The sequence below is a fragment of the Streptomyces olivochromogenes genome, from assembly GCF_021538895.1.
Lineage (GTDB): Bacteria > Actinomycetota > Actinomycetes > Streptomycetales > Streptomycetaceae > Streptomyces > Streptomyces olivochromogenes_A.
On the sequence record NZ_JADDRL010000146.1, the window covers coordinates 1 to 21,578 of the forward strand.

19 protein-coding genes are annotated in these 21,578 nt (G+C 70.3%); 14 read left to right on the top strand and 5 right to left on the bottom strand.

Annotated features, from left to right (window positions below; genetic code table 11):
• Window positions 1–164: 164 nt before the first annotated feature.
• Window positions 165–1,517 (bottom strand): alpha-2,8-polysialyltransferase family protein, encoded by a 1,353-nt coding sequence (locus IPZ69_RS41435; RefSeq protein ID WP_235459926.1) that lies wholly within the window; start codon window positions 1,515–1,517, stop codon window positions 165–167.
• Window positions 1,517–2,497: a glycosyltransferase family 2 protein gene (locus IPZ69_RS41440; protein ID WP_235459927.1), complete on the bottom strand. Its 981-nt coding sequence runs from the start codon at window positions 2,495–2,497 to the stop codon at window positions 1,517–1,519. Before IPZ69_RS41440 ends, IPZ69_RS41435 begins: the two co-directional genes overlap by 1 nt.
• Window positions 2,498–2,695: 198 nt before the next feature.
• Between IPZ69_RS41440 and IPZ69_RS41445 the strand changes: the two genes are divergently transcribed.
• The 4 genes from IPZ69_RS41445 (at window position 2,696) to IPZ69_RS41460 (ending at window position 7,591) form a co-directional block, all read left to right on the top strand.
• The gene (locus tag IPZ69_RS41445; protein ID WP_235459928.1) at window positions 2,696–4,012 is read left to right on the top strand and encodes a DUF6716 putative glycosyltransferase; all 1,317 of its coding nucleotides are present in this window, start codon (window positions 2,696–2,698) and stop codon (window positions 4,010–4,012) included.
• Window positions 4,013–4,128: 116 nt separating this feature from the next.
• Entirely contained in the window at window positions 4,129–5,427 is a 1,299-nt protein-coding gene (locus IPZ69_RS41450) for an N-acylneuraminate cytidylyltransferase (protein ID WP_235459929.1), read from the top strand.
• Between the two features lie 14 nt (window positions 5,428–5,441).
• Complete coding sequence (locus IPZ69_RS41455) at window positions 5,442–6,380, top strand: N-acetylneuraminate synthase family protein (RefSeq protein ID WP_235459930.1); 939 nt, start codon at window positions 5,442–5,444, stop codon at window positions 6,378–6,380.
• 53 nt (window positions 6,381–6,433) lie between these two features.
• Entirely contained in the window at window positions 6,434–7,591 is a 1,158-nt protein-coding gene (locus IPZ69_RS41460) for a hypothetical protein (RefSeq protein ID WP_235459931.1), read from the top strand.
• A 37-nt stretch (window positions 7,592–7,628) separates the two neighbouring features.
• Here the strand turns inward: IPZ69_RS41460 and IPZ69_RS41465 are convergent, their stop codons facing one another.
• On the bottom strand, window positions 7,629–8,303 hold the full coding sequence (locus IPZ69_RS41465; RefSeq protein ID WP_235459932.1) for a class I SAM-dependent DNA methyltransferase: 675 nt from the start codon (window positions 8,301–8,303) through the stop codon (window positions 7,629–7,631).
• Window positions 8,304–8,609: 306 nt separating this feature from the next.
• Between IPZ69_RS41465 and IPZ69_RS41470 the strand changes: the two genes are divergently transcribed.
• From IPZ69_RS41470 to IPZ69_RS41515, 10 genes are all read left to right on the top strand, one after another.
• Window positions 8,610–9,839 carry an amidohydrolase gene (locus IPZ69_RS41470; RefSeq protein ID WP_235459933.1) on the top strand — a complete coding sequence of 410 codons (1,230 nt, stop codon included), beginning with the start codon at window positions 8,610–8,612 and terminating at the stop codon, window positions 9,837–9,839.
• A 289-nt stretch (window positions 9,840–10,128) separates the two neighbouring features.
• Entirely contained in the window at window positions 10,129–11,157 is a 1,029-nt protein-coding gene (locus IPZ69_RS41475; protein WP_235459934.1) for a BMP family lipoprotein, read from the top strand.
• Between the two features lie 224 nt (window positions 11,158–11,381).
• Entirely contained in the window at window positions 11,382–12,428 is a 1,047-nt protein-coding gene (locus IPZ69_RS41480) for a BMP family lipoprotein (protein ID WP_235459935.1), read from the top strand.
• 228 nt (window positions 12,429–12,656) lie between these two features.
• Entirely contained in the window at window positions 12,657–14,312 is a 1,656-nt protein-coding gene (locus tag IPZ69_RS41485; RefSeq protein WP_235459943.1) for an ABC transporter ATP-binding protein, read from the top strand.
• Window positions 14,309–15,427 carry an ABC transporter permease gene (locus IPZ69_RS41490; RefSeq protein ID WP_235459936.1) on the top strand — a complete coding sequence of 373 codons (1,119 nt, stop codon included), beginning with the start codon at window positions 14,309–14,311 and terminating at the stop codon, window positions 15,425–15,427. The genes IPZ69_RS41485 and IPZ69_RS41490 overlap by 4 nt, the downstream gene beginning before the upstream one ends.
• Window positions 15,427–16,689, top strand: coding sequence for an ABC transporter permease (locus IPZ69_RS41495; RefSeq protein ID WP_235459937.1), 1,263 nt, complete (start codon window positions 15,427–15,429; stop codon window positions 16,687–16,689). Before IPZ69_RS41490 ends, IPZ69_RS41495 begins: the two co-directional genes overlap by 1 nt.
• A complete protein-coding gene (locus IPZ69_RS41500; protein ID WP_308407596.1) occupies window positions 16,686–17,087 on the top strand; it encodes a cytidine deaminase in 402 nt (133 codons plus the stop codon). Before IPZ69_RS41495 ends, IPZ69_RS41500 begins: the two co-directional genes overlap by 4 nt.
• Before the next feature lie 75 nt (window positions 17,088–17,162).
• Window positions 17,163–18,446, top strand: a complete 1,284-nt coding sequence (locus IPZ69_RS41505) for a thymidine phosphorylase (RefSeq protein ID WP_235459938.1) — start codon at window positions 17,163–17,165, stop codon at window positions 18,444–18,446.
• Window positions 18,447–18,519: 73 nt separating this feature from the next.
• A complete protein-coding gene (locus IPZ69_RS41510) occupies window positions 18,520–19,110 on the top strand; it encodes a Uma2 family endonuclease (protein WP_235459939.1) in 591 nt (196 codons plus the stop codon).
• 45 nt (window positions 19,111–19,155) lie between these two features.
• A complete protein-coding gene (locus tag IPZ69_RS41515) occupies window positions 19,156–19,509 on the top strand; it encodes an STAS domain-containing protein (protein ID WP_235459940.1) in 354 nt (117 codons plus the stop codon).
• Here the strand turns inward: IPZ69_RS41515 and IPZ69_RS41520 are convergent.
• Together IPZ69_RS41520 and dnaN are read right to left on the bottom strand one after the other, a co-directional pair.
• Window positions 19,393–20,406 carry a sigma-70 family RNA polymerase sigma factor gene (locus IPZ69_RS41520; protein WP_235459941.1) on the bottom strand — a complete coding sequence of 338 codons (1,014 nt, stop codon included), beginning with the start codon at window positions 20,404–20,406 and terminating at the stop codon, window positions 19,393–19,395. The two genes, IPZ69_RS41515 and IPZ69_RS41520, sit on opposite strands and share 117 nt — an antisense overlap.
• A 120-nt stretch (window positions 20,407–20,526) precedes the next feature.
• On the bottom strand, window positions 20,527–21,578 hold a 1,052-nt coding region (gene dnaN, locus IPZ69_RS41525; RefSeq protein ID WP_235459942.1), incomplete at its 5' end, for a DNA polymerase III subunit beta.

Consider the following 21,578-nt stretch of genomic DNA (forward strand, 5'->3'; position numbering starts at 1 on the left):
CCGGGACTTTCTGCGGGGTGATGGGGAGCCTCGCTGACGTGGGGGCGCGAGGTGTCGAACGCCTACCCCCGGAAGCCTCCTCCATCCGTGTGATGTACGCGATGCCGGACAGCGCGACGCCCCCGGCCCGTTGGGGCTCGGGGGCGTCGTGGCGGACGTCGGGATCAGCGCTTGGCGCTCTGCCTGAGCGCCCGGGCCCGCCGGGCGAGGCGGCGCACCGTGGCGTTGCGCGGGATGAACGACAGCTGCGCGGGCACCGCACCGGGCAGGGCCAGCGAGGTGAGGCGGCGGCGCTTGAAGTACCGCCAGGTGTGCGGGTTCAGCTGCCGGGAGAGGTAGCGCTCGGCGTCCGGGCGCAGGCCCGGGTAGATCTTCGGCTGCATCGCGAAGCCGACCGCCTTGAGCAGTGCGGACAGCTCGTCCACCCGCTCCGGCGTCGGCATCGCCCAGTCCGTGACCGCCTTGCGGTCGCCCAGTTCGGGCAGCAGGGCGTCGGCGATGGTGACCGGCACGCGGTTGCTGTTCTGGTACGGCGTGAGGCGGGCCAGCACGGTGTCGGTGCCGATGCGGGCGACGGGCAGGTCGTACAGCCCGGCCGCGGTGAGCAGGGCGGTGGAGAAACAGCCGACGACCAGGGCGGGCCGCATCCGCTGGAACGCCACCTCGGCGAGCACCGGGTGGTCCAGCAGGGTGAGCTCGGCGCCGAGCCGGCTCGCCTCGTCCTCCAGCAGCCGCGACCAGCGGGCCGGGGCGACCGGGTGCGGCTTGAAGACCAGCCGGCGGTGGCCGAGCGCGACGGCGCCGCGCACCATGCCCAGGTGCAGCTCCTCCTCCTCGGCGTCGCTGAGGATGCCGAGCGCCGAGAGGTACTGGCCGAGCAGCAGGGCCGGCCGGGTGTCGCCGGTGCCGGGCAGTGCGGCCTCCCCGTCGGCGAGCTCCTCCAGCACCTTGAGGAACACCTCCGTCGGCACCAGCTCCGGCCGCACGCCGAACTCGGTGAGCAGCAGCGGGGTCAGCCCGGGGACCAGATCGAGGTGCAGCAGGCGCCCGATGCGGGTGCCGACCAGCGGGTCGATCTTGTCGCGGGTGGGGCCATAGCTTATGAGGCCGTCGGCGTAGACGTCGACGGGAGCGCCGGTGAACAGCTGGCACAGCGCGAGCGACGGGTTGACCTGCACGGATTCCACGGCCAGCCGGATGTGGTCGTCGCCCAGTCCCCACAGCAGCCGTACGTACCGCTCCCACATCGGGATGTCGTCGGCGCGCGGGCTCCAGCCGCCCGGGTGGAACGGGGCGATGGTCTCGTTCCAGGACAGCACCCCGTCGAACCGCTCGCGCAACCGCTCGAAGCCCGGCATCCGGTCCACGGACACGGTGGTCTCGGGGTTGGCCGCGTTGTTCGTGATGAGCAGCAGCCGTCGGTCGGCCGGCTCGAACATTCCGGCGTCGAGGGCCGCGGCCAGGGTCGCGGCTCCGTACAGGGTCGACGCGCAGAAGATGTGGGTCGTGCGTGGCATCAGGCGGCCACCGTCCGGGCGGTCGCCGGCCTGCGCTTGAGCCGCCGCAGCAGGCTCGCCCGCTGCGGGTCCATCGAGTCCATCACCTCGGCCAGTACGTCCTGCGGCAGTCGTTTCAGGGCGGCTGAGGTCATGGAACGCAATTTTCGAGCCACGGCGGGTTCGAACCTCTCGATCGATCCGAGGTGATGGGCCATGATCGCGCAATATGTGCGCACTGCTTTCGGCAGCAGTTTATCGGCCTCGGGATCCTGCGCCGTTTCCTCGATTACCTGGTCGAACGCGCGAATGAAATCGAGCTGTCGTACGTCACCGATCTGGGTGAGGGACGTGGCGACACCGCGGCGGTAGTACACGCCGAGCAGACTCACCGCGGCGAAGGAGTCCGCCTCCCGGTGCAGCTTCCAGATCCACGGCCGGTCCTCGGCGGTGCGCAGCCCGTGGGTGAAGTGCAGCAGCCCCCGGTCGATCAGCCGGCGGTGGTAGACCCCGGCCCAGGCGTACGCGTAGTCCACGGAGGTGGTCCGGTCCGCGGGCAGGATGGCCTCCCGCGGATTCATCACGACGTCCCGGCGGCCGTGCGGCACCCGGTGGATGGCGCGCGCCCGGGCCGTGCACTGCACATGATCGGTGCGGACGAAGTCGCAGCCCAGTTCCTCGATGGCCGTGACCAGCTTGGGGAGGTAGTCCGGGGCGAGCCAGTCGTCCCCGTCCAGGAACGTCAGGTATTCGCCGCGTGCCCGGTCGATGCCGGTGTTGCGCGCGGTGGCCAGCCCTCCGTTCTCCTCGTGTCTGACCAGTACGGCGCCGGGCAACTCCCGCTCCGCGCGTTCGAGAATGTCCGGAGTACCGTCCCGAGAGCAGTCGTCGACGAGAATGAATTCGAAGTCCTCACGCACGTTCGCACGCAGGCTCTTCAGCGTGTCGGGCGCGTATTGCTGGACGTTGTAGAAGGGCACGATGACGGAGAGCTTCACCACCCCGGTGACGTTAGAGGGCGGCCCGTCATTCGTTCTGACCGGTGGCTTGATGTCAGGTGAACTGCACGTGGCGAAGCTGTGAACCGGGCTATTTCGGCGTGCCTTCCCGGCCTGATTCGCCATTCGTCGATGTGCTGTTAACCGTTTGTTGTGTTTGGGTTGGGCGGATCCTAGGAATGCCTTCCTAGCGTCTTCGACGTGCCAGTAAGTGCAACGAAGTCCCTGCGGGTCGCCGTACTCGCGGATTCCGACACTCGGTGGAAATGGGGAGCGCTCACCGCGAAGCGCCTCATTCCGGCCGATTCGGACATCCGCCTCGACGGCTACCTCCTGCGGGGCCGTGCCACCCCGACCGCCCGCCAGCTGAAGGAAGTCGGCGTCCCCGCGGACTCCCTCCGCGAGGTGACCGCCGTCGAGTTCCTGCGTGCCATGGGCGAGGAGTCGTACGACATTCTCGTCCTCTCCCTCGTCGGCGGCGGCGTCCAGGCGATGCTGCACGGCCTGCGGCGCGTCTGGGACGGCTCGGCCGAGCGTCCCGTCGTCGTCACCGGCTACGTCGGCGTCGTCTACGAGAAGCTCGCCGACGGACTGCTGCTGCGGCACGGTGCGGACCTCGTCCTCGCCAACTCCCGCCAGGACGCGGAGCGTTTCCGCGCCGTATACGAGGGAGTGGGCGCCGACGCCTCGGCGGTGACCGAGGTCGCCCTGCCGTTCCTCGGCGGTGCGCCCTACGAGGGTGAACACGAGCCCTACACCGTCGTGTTCGCGGCCCAGCCGTCCGTGCCGGAGAGCCGCAAGGACCGTACGTACCTGCTGAACCGGCTGATCCAGCACGCCCGCAAGCACCCCGAGCGCGAGGTGCTGCTCAAGCTGCGCTCCAAGCCCGGCGAGCACACCACGCACATCGAGGAACTGCCGTACCAGAAGCTGGCGCAGGGCACCGACCTGCCCGCCAACTTCAAGCTGGTGTACGGGCACATGGGTGAGGTCCTGGACCGCACCGACCTGCTCGTCACGGTCAGCTCCACGGCCGCGCTGGAGGCGCTGCACCGCCGGATCCCGACGGTGGTCCTCACCGACCTGGGCATCCGCGAGATGCTCGGCAACCACCACTTCGTCGGCTCCGGCTGCCTCGCCTCCTGGGACCAGCTCGACGCCGGGCACCGCCCGGTGCCGGACGAGGAGTGGGTGTCCCGGCAGGGCGTCGCCGCCGGCGGAGAGTCGTACGCCACGGCCTTCGACGCCGGCCGCGAGCGCATCGCCGAGCTGCTGGCCCGGCCCGAGGGGCTGGTGCCCCTCACCCCCTACTACACGACCGAGACCGCGCCCGGCTATCTGCCCGGGATCCTCGCCCGCCACCACCTCGGTCCCGACGGCACCCCGCTGCCCGGCGCACCCGCCGCCGACAAGGCGCCCGGTCCGGTCCGCCAGATCGTGCGCAGGGCGGCGCGCGGCGCCTACCGCCACGGCGTCCAGCGCGTGGCCCCGGTCATCCGGCGGATGGGAGAGCTGTGAGCGTCCCCGACGCGGCCGCCCGGTCGGCCGTGAGCGACCCGAACCCTGCCCGAGGAGAGCGAGTGCCTTCCAGAGGAGCCCATGTCCCCGCCCAGGGGGCCCAAGGAGTAGAGCCCATGTCCCACCCCGAAGCGGGCCACGGCGCCGCGGAGCGCCGCGTCCTCGCGGTGATCCCCGCGCGCGGCGGTTCCAAGGGCGTGCCCGCGAAGAACCTCGCGCCGGTCGGCGGTGTGCCGCTGGTCGCCCGCGCCGTGCGCGAGTGCCGGGCCTCGCGGCTCGTCACCGACGTCGTGGTCTCCACCGACGACCAGGCCATCGCCACCGCGGCCCGCCAGGCCGGCGCCGAGGTCGTGCTGCGCCCCGCCGCCATCGCCGGCGACACCGCCACCTCCGAGGCCGCCGTCCTGCACGCCATGGACGCCCACGAGGCGCTGCACGGCGCCCCGGTCGACGTGGTCCTGCTCGTGCAGTGCACCAGCCCCTTCATCATCCGCGAGGACATCGACGGGGTGGCCGGCGCGGTCGTCGAGAACGGCGCCGACACCGCGGTGACCGTCGCCCCCTTCCACGGCTTCATCTGGCGGGACGCGGGCGACGACCCGGTGGCGGTCGAGCCGTCCCGCGCCGACGAGGTGGGTGGCCGGGTCAAGGTCGCCAACTCCACCGACACCGAGGGCGGTTACGGCGTCAACCACGACAAGTCCTTCCGCCCGCGCCGCCAGGACCGTCCCCAGGACCTGCTGGAGACCGGCGCCGCGTACGCGATGGACGCCCGTGGCTTCCGCGAGCACCGGCACCGCTTCTTCGGCCACACCGAGCTGGTCCGCACCGACCCGGCACGCGTGCTGGAGATCGACGACCCGCACGACCTGGCCCGCGCCCGGGCCCTGGCCCCGCTCTTCGACGCGGAACGGCCCGGCGCGCTCCCGACCGCCGACGACATCGACGCGGTCGTACTGGACTTCGACGGCACCCAGACCGACGACCGGGTGCTGATCGACGCCGATGGAAAGGAGTTCGTCTCCGTGCACCGCGGGGACGGACTGGGCATCGCGGCGCTGCGCAAGAGCGGCCTGAAGATGCTGATCCTGTCCTCGGAGCAGAACCCGGTCGTCGCCGCCCGGGCCCGGAAGCTGAAGCTTCCGGTCCTGCACGGCATCGACCGCAAGGACCTCGCACTGAAGCAGTGGTGCGAGGAGCAGGGCATCGCGCCCGAGCGCGTGCTCTACGTCGGCAACGACGTCAATGACCTCCCGTGCTTCGCCCTCGTGGGCTGGCCCGTGGCGGTCGCGAGCGCCCACGACGTCGTACGCGGCGCCGCACGCGCGGTCACCACCGTACCCGGCGGTGACGGCGCCATCCGAGAGATCGCCAGCTGGATCCTCGGCCCCTCTCTCGATTCCCTCACCAAGTAAGGACATCCTCTGCCATGAGCACCAACTCCCGTCTGCGCACGTTCGGCACCCGTGAGGTCGGCCCGGGCAAGCCCGTCTACGTCTGCGGCGAGATCGGCATCAACCACAACGGTGAGCTGGAGAACGCCTTCAAGCTGATCGACGTGGCCGCCGAGGCCGGTTGCGACGCCGTCAAGTTCCAGAAGCGCACCCCCGAGATCTGCACCCCGCGCGACCAGTGGGACATCGAGCGCGACACCCCCTGGGGCCGGATGACCTACATCGACTACCGCCACCGCGTGGAGTTCGGTGAGGACGAGTACCGTCAGATCGACGAGTACTGCAAGGAGAAGGGCATCGCCTGGTTCGCGTCCCCGTGGGACACCGAGGCCGTCGCCTTCCTGGAGAAGTTCGACGTCCCGGCCCACAAGGTCGCCTCCGCCTCCCTCACGGACGACGAGCTGCTGAAGGCGCTGCGCGCCACCGGCCGCGCGATCATCCTCTCCACGGGCATGTCGAGCCCAAAGCAGATCCGCCACGCGGTCGAGGTCCTGGGCAGCGACAACATCCTCATGTGCCACGCCACCTCCACCTACCCGGCGAAGGCCGAGGAGCTGAACCTCCGCGTGATCAACACGCTGGAGAAGGAGTTCCCGAACGTTCCGATCGGTTACTCCGGCCACGAGACGGGCCTGCAGACCACCCTCGCGGCGGTCGCCCTCGGCGCCACCTTCGTCGAGCGTCACATCACCCTCGACCGCGCCATGTGGGGCTCCGACCAGGCCGCCTCCGTGGAGCCGCAGGGCCTCGTGCGCCTCGTCCGCGACATCCGCACCATCGAGGCCTCCCTCGGTGACGGCGTCAAGAAGGTCTACGACTCCGAGATGGGCCCGATGAAGAAGCTGCGCCGTGTCGCCGGTGTCGTCGCCGAGGCCGAGATCGCGGCCGCGGCCGGCGAGCCGGTCGCGGTGTGAGACCGAATTCCAGTTCGGATTCGATTGCCTTACGACGGGACGGTCGTACGTCGATGAGCCCCCGCGCCGGGAACACCGGCACCCCCCGCACGCTCGCCTTCGTGGAGAGCCCGGTACAGCTGCTCAATGTGCTGGAGTGGGCGCATGTCCATGCCCTGCAAGGGGCGGCCGGGGAGCCCGGCGGGGGGCCATTGGCGTCCGTGCCGTCCCAGGCACGGCGCAGCACCACCGGCGCTGCGCCGTCGGCGGTCGGGGAGCTCACCGTCGTGGTGCTGTCCCCGACCGACCCCATGACCCGGGGCCAGCTGCGCCGTATGGTGGACCTGGCCCGGGACGAGGGGTACCGGGTCCGCTGGGAGGAGGCGCGCGGCGGAACGACCGCGCCCTTCCACACCATCGGCGGACTCGCCGGCGCGCTGCGGCGCGCCGATCGCATCGTCATGGGAGACCCGTTCTCCCGCTACGTACAGCTGCTGCTGACGATCACCCGCGCCAGGGACCTGGTGGTCGTCGACGACGGCACGGCGACGATGGAGTTCGTCGCCCAGCTCGCCCGCGGTGAGCGCCTGGTGCGCTGGCACCGCAAGGGCGGCCGCCCCGGCGCGCGCGACCTGCTGTTCGCCCCGGTCTCGTCCTCGGCCCGCCGGCGGCTGACGCCCCGGGACGGCCGCCGGGTGGAGGTCTTCTCCTCCATGCCGATGGAGGACACCCCGCAGGGCGTGACGGTCACGGCCAACGACTTCTCCTGGACCCGGGCCCGCTTCGGCCCGCCGCGCATCACCAAGGGCTCGGACATGGTCGGCACGTCCCTGGTCGAGACCGGAGTCGTGGACGGCGACCGCTATCTGGAGGCCGTCCGGACCCTGGCCAAGGCCCACGGGGCCACGAGGTACTTCGCCCACCGCCGGGAGAGCGCCGAGAAGCTGCACCGGCTCGCGGCGGTGACGGGGCTGGAGATCGTACGCCCGGACCTGCCGCTGGAGCTGATCGCACGGCGGGGGCCGATCGGCCGGACGATCCTCAGCTTCCCCTCGACGGTCGTGCACACGCTGCCCCTGGCGCTCGTCGGCACCGGCGTGCGCGTCGCGGTGTGCGACATCGACCCCGCCTGGCTTACCGAGAACGCGTCGCCCCGCGCCCAGGGCTTCCTGTCGGGAGTGACGGGAACGGCGCGGGACGTGCACCGCCTGGCGGCGGTCAGCGCGATCTAGGGTCTTTCGTTTGGATCGGGCCGGCGCGAGGCCGCCGTCAGTCGGCGGCCTTGCGGGCCAGCACGAAGGCCCGTGGGCGCGACTCCTCGGCGAGCGGCTCGCGCACGGTGCGTGCGTACGGCGGCAGGCCCGCCTTGGTGAGCAGCCCGGCGACGGTGTCCGGGCTGCGCCAGTAGTAGTCGAGCCCGATCGCCCTGCCGAAGCGCTCGGTGAGGCGCAGATGGCCGTCGGTGTCACCCGACTGGAAGCCCAGCAGGACGTACCCGCCGGGGACCAGCGTGCGGTGGAACTCCGCGAAAGCGGCCGGCAGGTGCTCGTCCGGGACGTGGATGATCGAGTAGAGGGCGAGGACGCCGCCCAGCGTCTCGTCCGGAAGGTCCAGCGAGGTCATCGAGCCCACGTGGAAGCGGAGCCCGGGGTGCGCCGCGCGGGCCAGGGCGGTCATGCGCGGGGAGACGTCGACACCGAAGGCGGGGACGCCGAGGTCGCTCAGACGGGCGGTGACATGGCCCGGACCGCTGCCGACATCGGCGACCGGGGCGCCGGAGGCCCCCTTCACCAGCTCGGCGAAGGCGCTGATCAGCGCCAGGTCCAGGGGGCTGTCGGCGACGCTGTCGGGGTGCCGGTCGGTGTACTCCCTGGCGATGGCGTCGTAGGAGGAACGGGTGGCCTGTATGAAGTCCGCGGCGGGAACGCGGCTGGGGTCACTCACGCTGCCGGACGTTACCGGGGCCGCGACGGCCGCGCGGCGGTATCGGTGGATGGACTGGTCGAGCGGTGTTCCGGCGGGGCGTGGTATCCGTTGAGGAGAGGAACGGAAGGGTGCCGGGGCGCGGTGAGCGGCCGTGGTCCGGGGATTCCATGATCCGCTTGGCCTGAAGTCGGGCGAGTTTACCCATCTGAGACGACAGCCATGCGCCGGGCGGTCAGATTTTCTTCCCCTAACGGGTTGAACTTTTGTTGATCGAGGGTCAGTTGACCGTCCGGGCGTCCTACCCTTCAGAGGGTGAACCAATTGATGTCCCGAGAGACCGAGGCCGATGTTCCAGGGGACGCCGTGCTCCCCGGTGCGCTGAGCGAGTCGCTGTTCGGCGAACTCGTCACGTTCCGGCGTGACTTGCACATGCACCCCGAGCTCGGCAACCAGGAGTTCCGCACGACCGCCGCGATCAAGGCGCGGCTGGAGAAGGCCGGGCTCAAGCCCCGCGTCCTCACCGTCGGAACCGGGCTCGTCTGCGACATCGGCATGGGGGAGGAGGGCGGCGGCGCGGACGGCGTGCTCGCCCTGCGGGCCGACATCGACGCCCTGCCCATCCCGGACACCAAGAGCGAGTGCGCCTACCGGTCGACGGTCCCCGACCGGGCCCACGCCTGCGGGCACGACGTGCACACGGCCGTGGTGCTGGGGGCCGGGCTCGTCCTGGCCGAGCTGCACGGCCAGGGGCTGCTGCCGCGTCCCGTGCGGCTGATCTTCCAGCCCGCCGAGGAGGTGCTGCCCGGCGGCGCCGCCGAGGTCATCGAGTGCGGGGCGCTGGACGGGGTCCGGCGGATCATCGCCGTGCACTGCGATCCCCGGGTGGACGCCGGGCGGATCGGGCTGCGCCCGGGAGCCGTCACCAGCGCCTGCGACCGGCTGGAGATCGCGCTCGACGGGCCCGGCGGTCACACCGCCCGCCCGCATCTGACCACGGACCTGGTCACCGCCGCGGCCCGCGTCGTCACCGACGTGCCCGCGCTCGTCGCCCGCCGCGTCGACAGCCGCAGCGGGCTCGCCGTGACCTGGGGACGGATCGAGTCGGGGCACGCGCCGAACGTGATCCCGCAGCACGCCGAGCTCTCCGGGACCGTGCGCTGCCTGGACATCGAGGCCTGGCGGCAGGCGCCCGACATCGTGCACGCCGCCATCGACGAGGTCGCCACCATGCACCGGGCCAAGTCGGAGATCACCTATGTGCGCGGTGTCCCGCCCGTGGTCAACGACCCCGTCGTGACCGAACTGCTGCGGGACGCCATGGTCGCGCGGCGCGGGGCGGACTCCATCGAGACCACCGAGCAGAGCCTGGGCGGGGAGGACTTCTCCTGGTACCTGGAGCACGTGCCCGGGGCCCTGGCCCGGCTCGGTGTGCGGGTGCCCGGCGAGCGCACGGCGCGCGATCTGCACCAGGGCGATTTCGACGCCGACGAGCGTGCCATCAGGGTCGGGGTGGAGCTGTTCACGGCCGCCGCCCTGCTCGACGCGGCGGGGTAGTCCGGAGCGGGAAGGACCGAGGGGGAGGAAGGGTGCCCGTTTGGCACCTTTTCGTCCCCTTGTGTCACCCTGATGTAACCGTTGGCGCGCCCGTGTGTCCCGTGGGCGGCACGAAACGATAACGGCCAGGAGAAACCCCGTTCCCCCGGGCTTCTACGCGCGTTACTGTGCGCCGAAATCGCCACCACTGGCGGCACATTGCGGAAGCGGGCCGGCGACGGTGCCGTGGGGATGAAGGGTGCTTGCTGTGCGTTTGATCTCTCGAAGGACCAGGTTCTCCCAAGCTGCGGTGACCGTCGCGGTCGTCGCCCTCGCGGCCGCCGGATGCGGCAAGTCCAGCACGGACTCTTCGTCCACCGAGTCCAAGGACGGGAAGTACTCGGGCAAGGGCATCGGCCTGGCGTACGACATCGGCGGCAAGGGCGACCAGTCCTTCAACGACGCCGCGTACGCGGGATTCAAGAAGGCCGAGACCGAGTTCAAGATGGGCGGCCGGGACATCGAGCCGCAGGACGGCGAGTCCGACGCCGACAAGGTGCAGCGCCTGGAGACGCTCGCCAAGGCCGGCTACAACCCGATCATCGGTGTCGGCTACTCCTACGCGCCGGCCGTGAAGACGGTCGCCGCCAAGTACCCGAAGATCACCTTCGGCATCATCGACGACAACACCATCCAGGCGAAGAACGTCGCCGACATGGTCTTCCACGAGGAGCAGTCCTCCTACCTCGCCGGTGTCGCCGCGGCCAAGGCCACCAAGAAGAACCACATCGGCTTCATCGGTGGCGTGGACATCCCGCTGATCCACAAGTTCGAGGCCGGGTTCGACCAGGGCGCCAAGTCCGTGAACCCGAAGATCAAGATCGAGTCGCAGTACCTGACCCAGACGGCCCAGGAGGGTGGCTTCTCCAGCCCCGACAAGGGCGAGAACGCCGCGGACGGCCAGATCGAGGCCGGCGCCGACGTCGTCTACCACGCCGCCGGTCTGTCCGGCCAGGGCGTGATCAAGTCCGCCGCCACGCACAAGGTCTGGGCGATCGGCGTCGACTCCGACCAGTACGGGCAGAGCGCCCTCACCCAGTACAAGGACTACATCCTCGGCTCGGCCCTGAAGAACGTGGGCGGCGCGGTCTACGACCTCGCCAAGTCGGTCCACGAGGGCAAGCCGCTCAACGGTGAGGTGCGCGGCGACCTCAAGTCGGGCGGTGTGGGCTTCGCCGACACCAACCCGAAGTACAAGGCGCTGACCGACGTCGTCTCCGCCGTCGACAAGGCCAAGCAGGACATCATCGCCGGCAAGATCACCGTCAACACCCAGTGATCCACAAGGTCTGACGGCGGTTCGCACCGCCACCAGGGCTTTACCGTGGTAGTGCGCCCCTTGTCTTGCGCAAGGGGCGCACTGCTGTCCGTCACCGCCGCCGTGACAGTGGCCACAGCTAGATAACGGACCGGACATTGGGGGTTTTCCGTCTGGTCTACGCGCGTTACGCTGCGGCGGAACCAGCGCCTGGTTTGGGCGCTTGCACAAAGGAGTCACGTTCCATGCGCCGGGTGTCCCGTATCGCGGTTGCTGGTGTTGCAACCGCAGCCTTCGCCGTCACCGTTTCCGCCTGCGGAAGCTCGTCCACCTCGTCCACGGGCGGGGACAACAAGTCCAAGGGCATAGGCCTCGCCTACGACGTCGGCGGCAAGGGCGACCAGTCCTTCAACGACGCCGCGTACGCCGGCTTCGAGAAGGCCCAGAAGGACTTCGGCGTGGGCGGCCGGGACATCGAGCCGCAGGACGGCGAGTCCGACGCCGACAAGGTGCAGCGCCTGGAGACCCTGGCCAAGCAGGGCTACAACCCGATCATCGGTGTCGGCTACTCCTACGCGCCGGCCGTGAAGACGGTCGCCGCCAAGTACCCGAAGCTCACCTTCGGCATCATCGACGACAACACCATCGAGACGAAGAACGTCGCCGACATGGTCTTCCACGAGGAGCAGTCCTCGTACCTCGCCGGTGTCGCCGCGGCCAAGGCCACCAAGAAGAACCACATCGGCTTCATCGGTGGCGTGGACATCCCGCTGATCCACAAGTTCGAGGCCGGCTTCGCGCAGGGCGCCAAGTCGATCAACCCGAAGATCAAGATCGAGTCGCAGTACCTGACCGCGACCGCCCAGGAGGGTGGCTTCTCCAGCCCCGACAAGGGCGAGAACGCCGCCGACGGCCAGATCGACGCCGGTGCCGACGTCGTCTACGCCGCCGCCGGCCTCTCCGGCCAGGGCGTGATCAAGTCCGCCGCCGCGCACAAGGTCTGGGCGATCGGCGTCGACTCCGACCAGTACAAGCAGGACGCGCTGGCGAAGTACAAGGACTCCATCCTGACCTCGGCCCTCAAGAACGTCGAGGGCGCGGTGTACGACCTGACCAAGTCCGTGGCCGACAAGAAGCCGCTCTCCGGCGAGATCCGCGGCGACCTCAAGTCCGGTGGCGTGGGCATCTCCCAGTCCAACCCGGCCTTCGCGAAGAACGCCGGCATCCAGGCCGCGATCAAGAAGGCCGAAGAGGGCATCAAGAACGGCAGCATCGTGGTGAAGACCTCCTGACCGGAGCGTCGTAGGCCTGTCGTAGGCATGGCCAAAAGGGCGCTGCAATGGCAGCGTTACGGCCACGGAACGGGGCTCGGGGAGGATTCTTCCCGTGCCCCGTTCGCGCGGCAGAATGCTCGGAACGGATCGAGTCGAGTGCGCAACGAGATCGGTCAGGTCCGGGCACTATTTAAAGCAGGGGCGCTACGCGCGTAGAGCGGCCCCTTTCCCCTAGGAGAGTGCGCCATCGACGCGTCCAGCAGCCCTCCGCTCACCGCTCCGTCGACCGTCGCGGTAGAGCTCGCGGGCATCACCAAGCGATTCCCCGGAGTCGTCGCCAACCACGACATCCACCTGACCGTCCGCAAGGGCACCGTGCACGCCCTGGTCGGCGAGAACGGCGCCGGCAAGTCGACCCTGATGAAGATCCTCTACGGCATGCAGAAGCCGGACGAGGGCACCATCGTGATCGATGGACAGCAGGTCAGCTTCTCTTCCCCGGCCGACGCCATCTCCCGCGGCATCGGCATGGTCCACCAGCACTTCATGCTGGCCGACAACCTGACCGTCCTGGAGAACGTGGTGCTGGGCAGCGAGAAGCTGTACGGCATCGGCGGCGGCGCCCGCAAGAAGATCAAGGAGATCTCCGACCGCTACGGCCTGGGCGTCCGCCCGGACGTGCTCGTCGAGGACCTCGGCGTCGCCGACCGCCAGCGCGTCGAGATCCTCAAGGTCCTCTTCCGCGGCGCCAAGACCCTGATCCTCGACGAGCCGACCGCCGTCCTGGTCCCGCAGGAGGTCGACGCGCTCTTCGACAACCTGCGCGAGCTCAAGTCCGAGGGCCTCTCCGTCATCTTCATCTCGCACAAGCTGGGCGAGGTGCTCTCCGTGGCCGACGACATCACCGTCATCCGCCGCGGCACGACGGTCGGCACGGCGATCCCCTCCCAGATCACCTCGCGTCAGCTCGCCGAGATGATGGTCGGCAGCGAGCTGCCCACCCCCGAGACCGCCGAGTCGACGGTGACCGACCGGGCCGTGCTGGAGGTCAGGAACCTGACCGTCTACACCTCGGGCATGGTCACGCTCGGTGAGTCGTCCGCCTCGTACCTGATGGACGAGGTCAACCGCGGTGAGGTCAAGCGCGTCCTCGACGACGTCTCCTTCACCATCCACGCCGGCGAGGTCATGGGCATCGCCGGTGTCGAGGGCAACGGCCAGACCGAGCTGATCGATGCCCTCATCGGCACCAAGAACGCCGACTCCGGCACCGTGCACTTCCTCGGCGAGGACATCACCCCCTGGGCCACCCGCAGGCGCCGCGAGTCCGGCGTCGGCTACATCCCCGAGGACCGCCACCGCCAGGGCCTGCTCCTGGAGTCCCCGCTCTGGGAGAACCGCATCCTCGGCCACGTCACCGAGAAGCCCAACGCCAAGGGCTTCTGGCTCGACCCCAAGGGCGCCCAGGCCGACACGCGCCGGATCGTCGAGGAGTACGACGTCCGTACCCCCGGCATCGACGTCACCGCGGCCTCCCTCTCCGGCGGCAACCAGCAGAAGCTGATCGTCGGCCGCGAGATGAGCCACAACCCCAAGTTCCTGATCGCCGCCCACCCCACCCGCGGTGTGGATGTGGGCGCCCAGGCGCAGATCTGGGACCGCATCCGGGAGGCCCGCCGCGAGGGTCTGGCCGTGCTGCTGATCTCCGCCGACCTGGACGAGCTGATCGGCCTGTCGGACACCCTGCGCGTGATCTACAACGGCAGGCTGGTCGCCGATGCCGACCCCGCCACGATCACCCCGGAGGAGCTGGGCTCGGCCATGACGGGCGCCGCGTCCGGCCACCTGGAACACGTAGAGACCACCGACGACGACGCCGGTCCGGAGGACGAGGCCCGATGAAGAAGTTCGACAAGGAGCGCGTGCTCCTCGCGGTGGCCGGCCCGGTCATCGCGCTCGTCCTGGCGATCGCGCTGACCTCGATCGTCCTGCTCGCCTCGGGCAAGAACCCGATCGAGCCGTACACGCTGATGCTGCAGCAGCTGCCGTACTCGGACATCCAGGTCCTGATCATCAACCAGGCGTCCCTGTACTACATCGCCGCCATCGGTGTCGCCCTCGGCTTCCGGATGAACCTGTTCAACATCGGCGTCGACGGCCAGTACCGCCTCGCCGCGGTGATGACCGCCGTGGTCGGTGCGCACATCGCCCTGCCGAGCTTCCTGCAGGTCCCGCTGCTCCTGCTGGTCGCCATGTGCACCGGCGCCTTCTGGGCCGGCATCGCCGGTGTCCTGAAGATCACCCGCGGCGTCAGCGAGGTCGTCGCGACGATCATGCTGAACGCCATCGCCACCAGCGTCATCGGCTACGTCACCCTCGCCAACGTGTGGGGCGTGCAGGTCGGCAACAACATGACGACCGGTGTCATGAAGGAGTCCGGCTGGATCCCGGGCATCAACCTGGGCTCCGACGTCGGCGAGATCTACGGCCTGGTCTTCCTCGCGGTCCTGCTGGGCGTCGGCTACTGGGTGGTCCTCAACCGCACCCGCTTCGGCTTCGACCTGCGCGCCACCGGCGCCTCCGAGACCGCCGCCGCGGCCTCCGGCGTCAGCGCCAAGCGCATGGTGCTGGTCGCCATGCTGCTCTCGGGCGCGATCGCCGGTCTGGCCGGCCTGCCGCTGCTGCTCGGCGACAGCCACACCTACAGCCTGAGCTTCCCGGCCGGCCTCGGCTTCACCGCCATCGGCATCGCCCTGCTCGGCCGCAACAACCCCGGCGGAATCGCCTTCGCCGCCCTCCTGTGGGCCTTCCTCGACAAGGCCTCGCCCGCCCTCGACTACGCGACCCCGGAGGCGTACCCGAAGGAGATCGCCACGATCATGCAGGGCCTGATCGTCTTCGCGGTCGTCATCTCGTACGAGTTCGTCCGCCAGTGGGGTCTGCGTCGCCAGCAGAGCCGGGTCGGCGCCGAGCTGGCCGCCGCCGCTCGGAACACCAACAAGGAGGTGGCTGCCTGATGAGCACCGTGACCGTCGCCAAGCCTCAGGCGAAGCAGCCCGGCAGGGGCAGCCGCCGTATGTCGCTTCCCGTACTCCTGCTGATCATCGCGGGCGTACTGGTCCTGACCTCCGCCGTCCGGCTCATCACCGGCGCCGACGGCATCACCTCGACCGGCCAGATGTCCACCGCGCTGCGCCTGGCCGTGCCGATCGGCCTCGCGGGCCTGGGCGGCCTGTGGTCCGAGCGCTCCGGTGTCGTCAACATCGGCCTCGAAGGCATGATGATCCTCGGCACCTGGTTCGGCGCCTGGGCCGGCTACCAGTGGGGCCCGTGGGCCGGTGTCGTCCTCGGTATCGTCGGCGGTGCCCTGGGCGCCGTGCTGCACGCCATCGCCACCGTGACCTTCAACGTCAACCACATCGTCTCCGGTGTGGCGATCAACATCCTGGCGCTGGGCGTCACCCGCTACCTGTCGAAGTTCACCTTCGAGAACGCCCCGCAGGGCTCCTCCAAGCAGTCCCCGCCGATCGACTCGCTGGGCACCTTCGACATCCCGGGCCTGTCGGACTGGCTGATCACCCTGAACCAGAAGCACTGGTTCGTGATCTCGGACCTCGCCGGCCTGGTCGGCGGTCTGGTCACCGACCTGTCGCCGCTCACCGTCATCGCGGTCGCGCTCGTCCCGGTCACCTGGTGGGTGCTGTGGCGCACGTCCTTCGGTCTGCGGCTGCGCTCCTGCGGTGAGAACCCGGTGGCGGCCGAGTCCCTCGGCGTCAACGTCTACAAGTACAAGTACATCGCGGTGATCGTCTCGGGTGCCTTCGCGGGCCTGGGCGGCGCGTTCCTGTCCATCGTGGCCTCGAACGTGTACCTGGACGGCCAGACGGCCGGCCGCGGCTACATCGGTCTCGCCGCGATGATCTTCGGCAACTGGATGCCGGGCGGCCTCGCCCTGGGAGCGGGCCTGTTCGGCTACACCGACAGCCTCAACCTGCGCGGCGGCACGGTGAACGTCCACGCGCTGATCCTGCTCCTCGCGATCCTGCTGGTGTTCGGGGCGGCGTACCTGGCCTGGAAGAAGAAGGTCGTCCCGGCCGTTGTCACCGTTGTGATCTCGGCCCTGATGTTCGTCTGGTACGCCACCACGAACGAGGTCCCGCGCCAGCTCGTCACGGCGACCCCGTACATCGTCACCCTGCTCGTCCTCTCGCTGTCCGCGCAGAGCCTGCGGATGCCGAAGGCGGACGGCATGCCGTACCGGAAGGGACAGGGCAAGTGACCTCGGCCGCGGACTTCGACTGGGAGGCGCTGCGTGCCGAGGCGCGGGAGGCCATGTCCCACGCCTACGCCCCGTACTCCGGCTTCTCGGTCGGCGTCGCGGCCCTGGTCGACGACGGGCGCACCGTCACCGGCTGCAACGTCGAGAACGCCTCGTACGGCATCAGCCTGTGCGCCGAGTGCGGGCTGGTGTCCGAGCTCGTGCGCACGGGCGGCGGCCGCCTGACCCACTTCACCTGTGTGGACGGCACGGGCGGTCTGCTCGTGCCGTGCGGGCGCTGCCGGCAGCTGCTGTACGAGTTCGGCGGCCCCGACCTCCTCGTGGACACCCCGGCGGGCGTCCTGCCGCTCTCCGAGATGCTCCCGCAGGCCTTCGGCCCGGACCATCTCAGCAAGTAACTCCACCGCGGCCCCTCCGAGCAGATCCGATCGGAGGGGCCGCGTGCTTCGCACCTCCCGGAAGGAACGCACACCATGGCCATGGACGCCATCTCCGTCATCCGCACCAAGCGGGACCGGGGTGAGCTCGGCGACGAGCAGATCGACTGGGTCATCGACGCGTACACGCGCGGCGTGGTCGCCGACGAGCAGATGTCGTCGCTCGCGATGGCCATCCTGCTCAACGGCATGAACCGCCGTGAGATCGCCCGCTGGACCGCCGCGATGATCGCGTCCGGCGAGCGCATGGACTTCTCGTCCCTGTCCCGCCCGACCGCCGACAAGCACTCCACGGGCGGCGTCGGCGACAAGATCACGCTGCCGCTGGCGCCCCTCGTGGCGGCCTGTGGCGCGGCCGTCCCGCAGCTGTCGGGCCGCGGCCTCGGCCACACCGGCGGCACGCTGGACAAGCTGGAGTCGATCCCCGGCTGGCGCGCGCTGCTCTCCAACGAGGAGATGCTGCACGTCCTCGACACCACGGGCGCGGTCATCTGCGCGGCCGGCGACGGCCTCGCGCCCGCCGACAAGAAGCTGTACGCCCTGCGGGACGTCACCGGCACGGTCGAGGCGATCCCGCTGATCGCCTCCTCGATCATGTCGAAGAAGATCGCCGAGGGCACCGGCTCCCTGGTCCTGGACGTGAAGGTGGGCACCGGCGCCTTCATGAAGACGATCGAGGACGCGCGTGAGCTCGCCTCCACCATGGTGGGCCTGGGCACCGACCACGGCGTGAAGACGGTCGCGCTCCTCACCGACATGTCCACCCCGCTCGGCCTCACGGCGGGCAACGCCCTGGAGGTCCGCGAGTCGGTCGAGGTCCTGGCGGGCGGCGGCCCGGCGGACGTGGTCGAGCTGACGATCGCGCTCGCCCGCGAGATGCTCGACGCGGCCGGCGTGAAGGACGCGGACCCGGCGAAGGCCCTGGCCGACGGCTCGGCGATGGACGTCTGGCGCCGGATGATCGCGGCCCAGGGCGGCGACCCGGACGCCCCGCTGCCCACCTCGAAGGAGCAGCATGTGGTGAAGGCGGGCGCCTCCGGCGTGCTGACCCGCCTCGACGCCTACGACATCGGTATCGCCGCCTGGCGCCTGGGCGCGGGCCGCGCCCGCAAGGAGGACCCGGTGCAGGCGGGCGCCGGCGTCGAACTCCACGCCAGGCCCGGCGACACGGTCACCGAGGGCCAGCCCCTCCTGACCCTCCACACCGACACCCCCGAGCGCTTCGACTACGCGCTCCAGGCGATCGAGGGTTCGCACGACATCGCGGCCCCCGGCACGGAGTTCTCCACGACCCCGGTGGTGCTGGAACGTATCGCCTGACCAGGCGATTTCCCTTTCGGGTGAACGGGATCGGTGGAACCTCGCCGGTCCCGTTCGGCATGTTGATCAGCTCATGGATTCGTTCGACGGCGACTGTCTCCTGACGGACAACGAGTGGGAAGAACTCGTCTGGGTCTGGAAGCAGACCGACGTTCCCAAGGGCTGCAAGGTGGAGATCGTCAAGGGACGCATCACTGTGGCGCCCTATTCCGCCGTTTCCCACCACAGGCTCGTGGAACCGATGGCGCGGCACCTCATCGGGGCGATCCCCGACTCGTGGGGCGTCTACCAGCGGTTGGCCCTGGCGGTCTCCTCGCGGCATGAGCTCTATGTTCCCGACCTTGCCGTGGTGCCGGAGGAGGTGCTGCGGCGCGGGGACGACTGCCTTGCTCCTGCCGACGCGGCAGAGCTGGTCGTCGAGGTCACCTCGGCGAGGACGGCGGAGACCGATCGCACAACCAAGGTGGCCGGCTACGCCGACGCCGGTGTTCCCCTGTACCTCTTGGTCGACCGCCTGGCACCCGGCGGGCCGACGGTGGTGCTGTACGGCGAACCCAAGGGCGGGGTCTACCGAGTCCTTCATGCCTGCGGGTTCGGCGCCGCAGTCGACCTGCCCCGGCCCATTGGCTTCACCCTGGACGCGGGTCTGTTCCCGGCCAAGTAAGGACAGCGGCCGATGAGTTAGCCCCGCCCGCCCGGTCTACAGCACGTGGACGCCAAGACACCCGCCGTACTCGTGCTGACCGGCCCCGTCGCCAAGGGTGAGGTGAGTGGGCTGTGTGAGGACGTGCGGGCGCTGTTGGAGGCGGCCGGAGGTGGGGTCGTCGTGTGTGACGTGGGTGGGCTCGGGCCGCCCGGGCTGGGGGTCGTCGATCTGCTCGCCCGGCTGGAGCTGGCCGCCCGGCGGGCCGGGGGCCGGATACGGCTGCGGGATCCCGACCCGGCGCTACCTGCCCTCCTCGATCTCGTCGGTCTCCGCTTCGAGATGGAGGGGGAGCCCGAACAGCGGGAACCACCGCTGCGTGTCGAGGAAGAAGTGGAACCCGGTCAGCCGGCCGTCTGAGATCTCCAGGACCTGCACGGACCAGGGGGTGTATCCGCCGGCCTCCGGGTCCGGCTTGTACTGGGCGAAGCCCGGCAGGCCGTTGACCTGGACCGGCAGCAGACGGGAGCCGGCGCAGGCGGCGCCCAGGGTCGTCATGAAGCCCGTGATGTCGTCGTGGCCGGTCAGCCACAGGTCGAACGGCGGCATCGTCATGACGGCGTCCTCGTGCAGCAACGCCGTCAGCGCCGTCATGTCGTACCCCTCGAAGGCCGCCACATAGCGGTCGAGCAGCTTCTGCTGGTCCTCGTCCAGCGGGTCGGAGACCGTCGCCCGAGCGCCCTTGTCCTCGCGCTCGGCCAGCGTCGCCCGCGCCCGCTGCAAGGCGCTGTTGACCGAGGCGACCGACGTGCCCAGCAGCTCGGCGACCTCGCTCGCCTTCCACGCCAGCACCTCGCGCAGGATCAGCACCGCCCGCTGCTTGGGCGGCAGCTGCTGCAGGGCCGCCATGAAGGCGAGGCGGATCGACTCCTTGGCGACGGCCGCCTCCGCCGGGTCGTCGACCGTGGGCAGCACCCGGGCGTCCGGCACCGGCTCCAGCCAGGTGTTGTCCGGGCGGGGCGAGAGGGCGGCCTGGGCGAGCGGGGTCGAATCCGACAGGTCCACCGGCCGCGCCCGCTTGTTGCCCGCGGTCAGCATGTCCAGGCAGACGTTCGTCGCGATCCGGTACAGCCAGGAGCGGAGGCTGGAGCGGCCCTCGAACTTGTCGTAGCTCCGCCAGGCCCGGACCAGGGTGTCCTGCACCGCGTCCTCGGCCTCGAAGGAGGAACCCAGCATGCGGTAGCAGTACCCGGTCAGCTCGGTCCGGTGCTTCTCCAGTGCGAGGTCCAGGTCCGTCGTCGTCGCGGTGTTGCCCATCGTCCACCCACCCCTGTGGCCGTTCCTGTGACGCGCCTTCGCGCTCCAGCACTTCGGAAGCTACCGCAGCCCACTGACAATGGCCCCCGGAGTCCACAAAGGGCCAGGTCGGCGTGGGTCTCAGACCAGTTGCTTCACGGACATGAGCAGATGCCGGTGAGCGGCACCGGACCCCGCGTCCCCTCCGGACGCCTCTGCGACCGAGCTCAGCAGCGCCCGCTGCCCCGCCCCCAGCAGTTCCATCCGCAGCCCCGGCCCCTCGAACGAGTTCAGCGCGTCCAGCAGATACGTTGGATTGAACGCCACGGTCACCGCCTCGGCCCCCGTCAGTCCCGCCGGCAGCCGCTGCGCCGCCACGTCGTCCCCGTACCCGGCCCGCACCCGCAGCGATCCGTCCCCGGCCGAGAAGTCCAGCCGTACCGGACTGTTCGCCTCGGCCACCACCGACACCCGGCGCACCGCCTCCGCCAGCGCCCCGCAGTCCACCTCGGCGACCGCGGCCCCCGTCAGCTCGAACAGCGAGCCGTAGCCCGGCAGCCGGCCGTCCAGCCGCCGTATCAGCGACCGCATCCGCCCGCCCTCGAAGCCGACCGGCCCGCCACCGGCCGCGGCCGACGGGTCCAGGCCGATCCGTACGTTCCCGCACCGGGCCAGCGACCGCGCCACGTCGAGCAGCCGTCGCGCGGGCAGCAGCGTCTGAACCGCCACCTCGCCCGCACCCGCGCTCTCGCCCGCCCCCGCTTCCGGCTTCCACGGCAGCCGGCGTACGGCATACCGGTAGCGGTCCGACGCCGATACGGTCATCTCCTCGCCCTCCAGGCGCAGTTGGACGCCCGTCAGCACCGGCAGCGTGTCGTCCCGGCCGGCGGCCACGGCGACCTGTCCGACGGCGGTGGCGAATCCGGCCGCGTCCACGGCGCCGTACGCGGCGGGCGCCGCCGGAAGCGCGGGGTACTCGTCCAGCGGCAGCGTCGACAGCCCGAACTCCGTCCCGCCCGCCTCCACCGTGAACCGGGTCCCCTCCAGAACGCAGCTCACCGGCCCCTCCGGCAGCACCCGGCAGATGTCCAGCAGCCTGCGCCCGAGGACCAGCACCCGGCCGGGCGCGGCCGTCTGTGCGTCCGCCTCGATGCGCGCCGCCGTCTCGAAGTCGAAGCCGGACACCGTCAGCC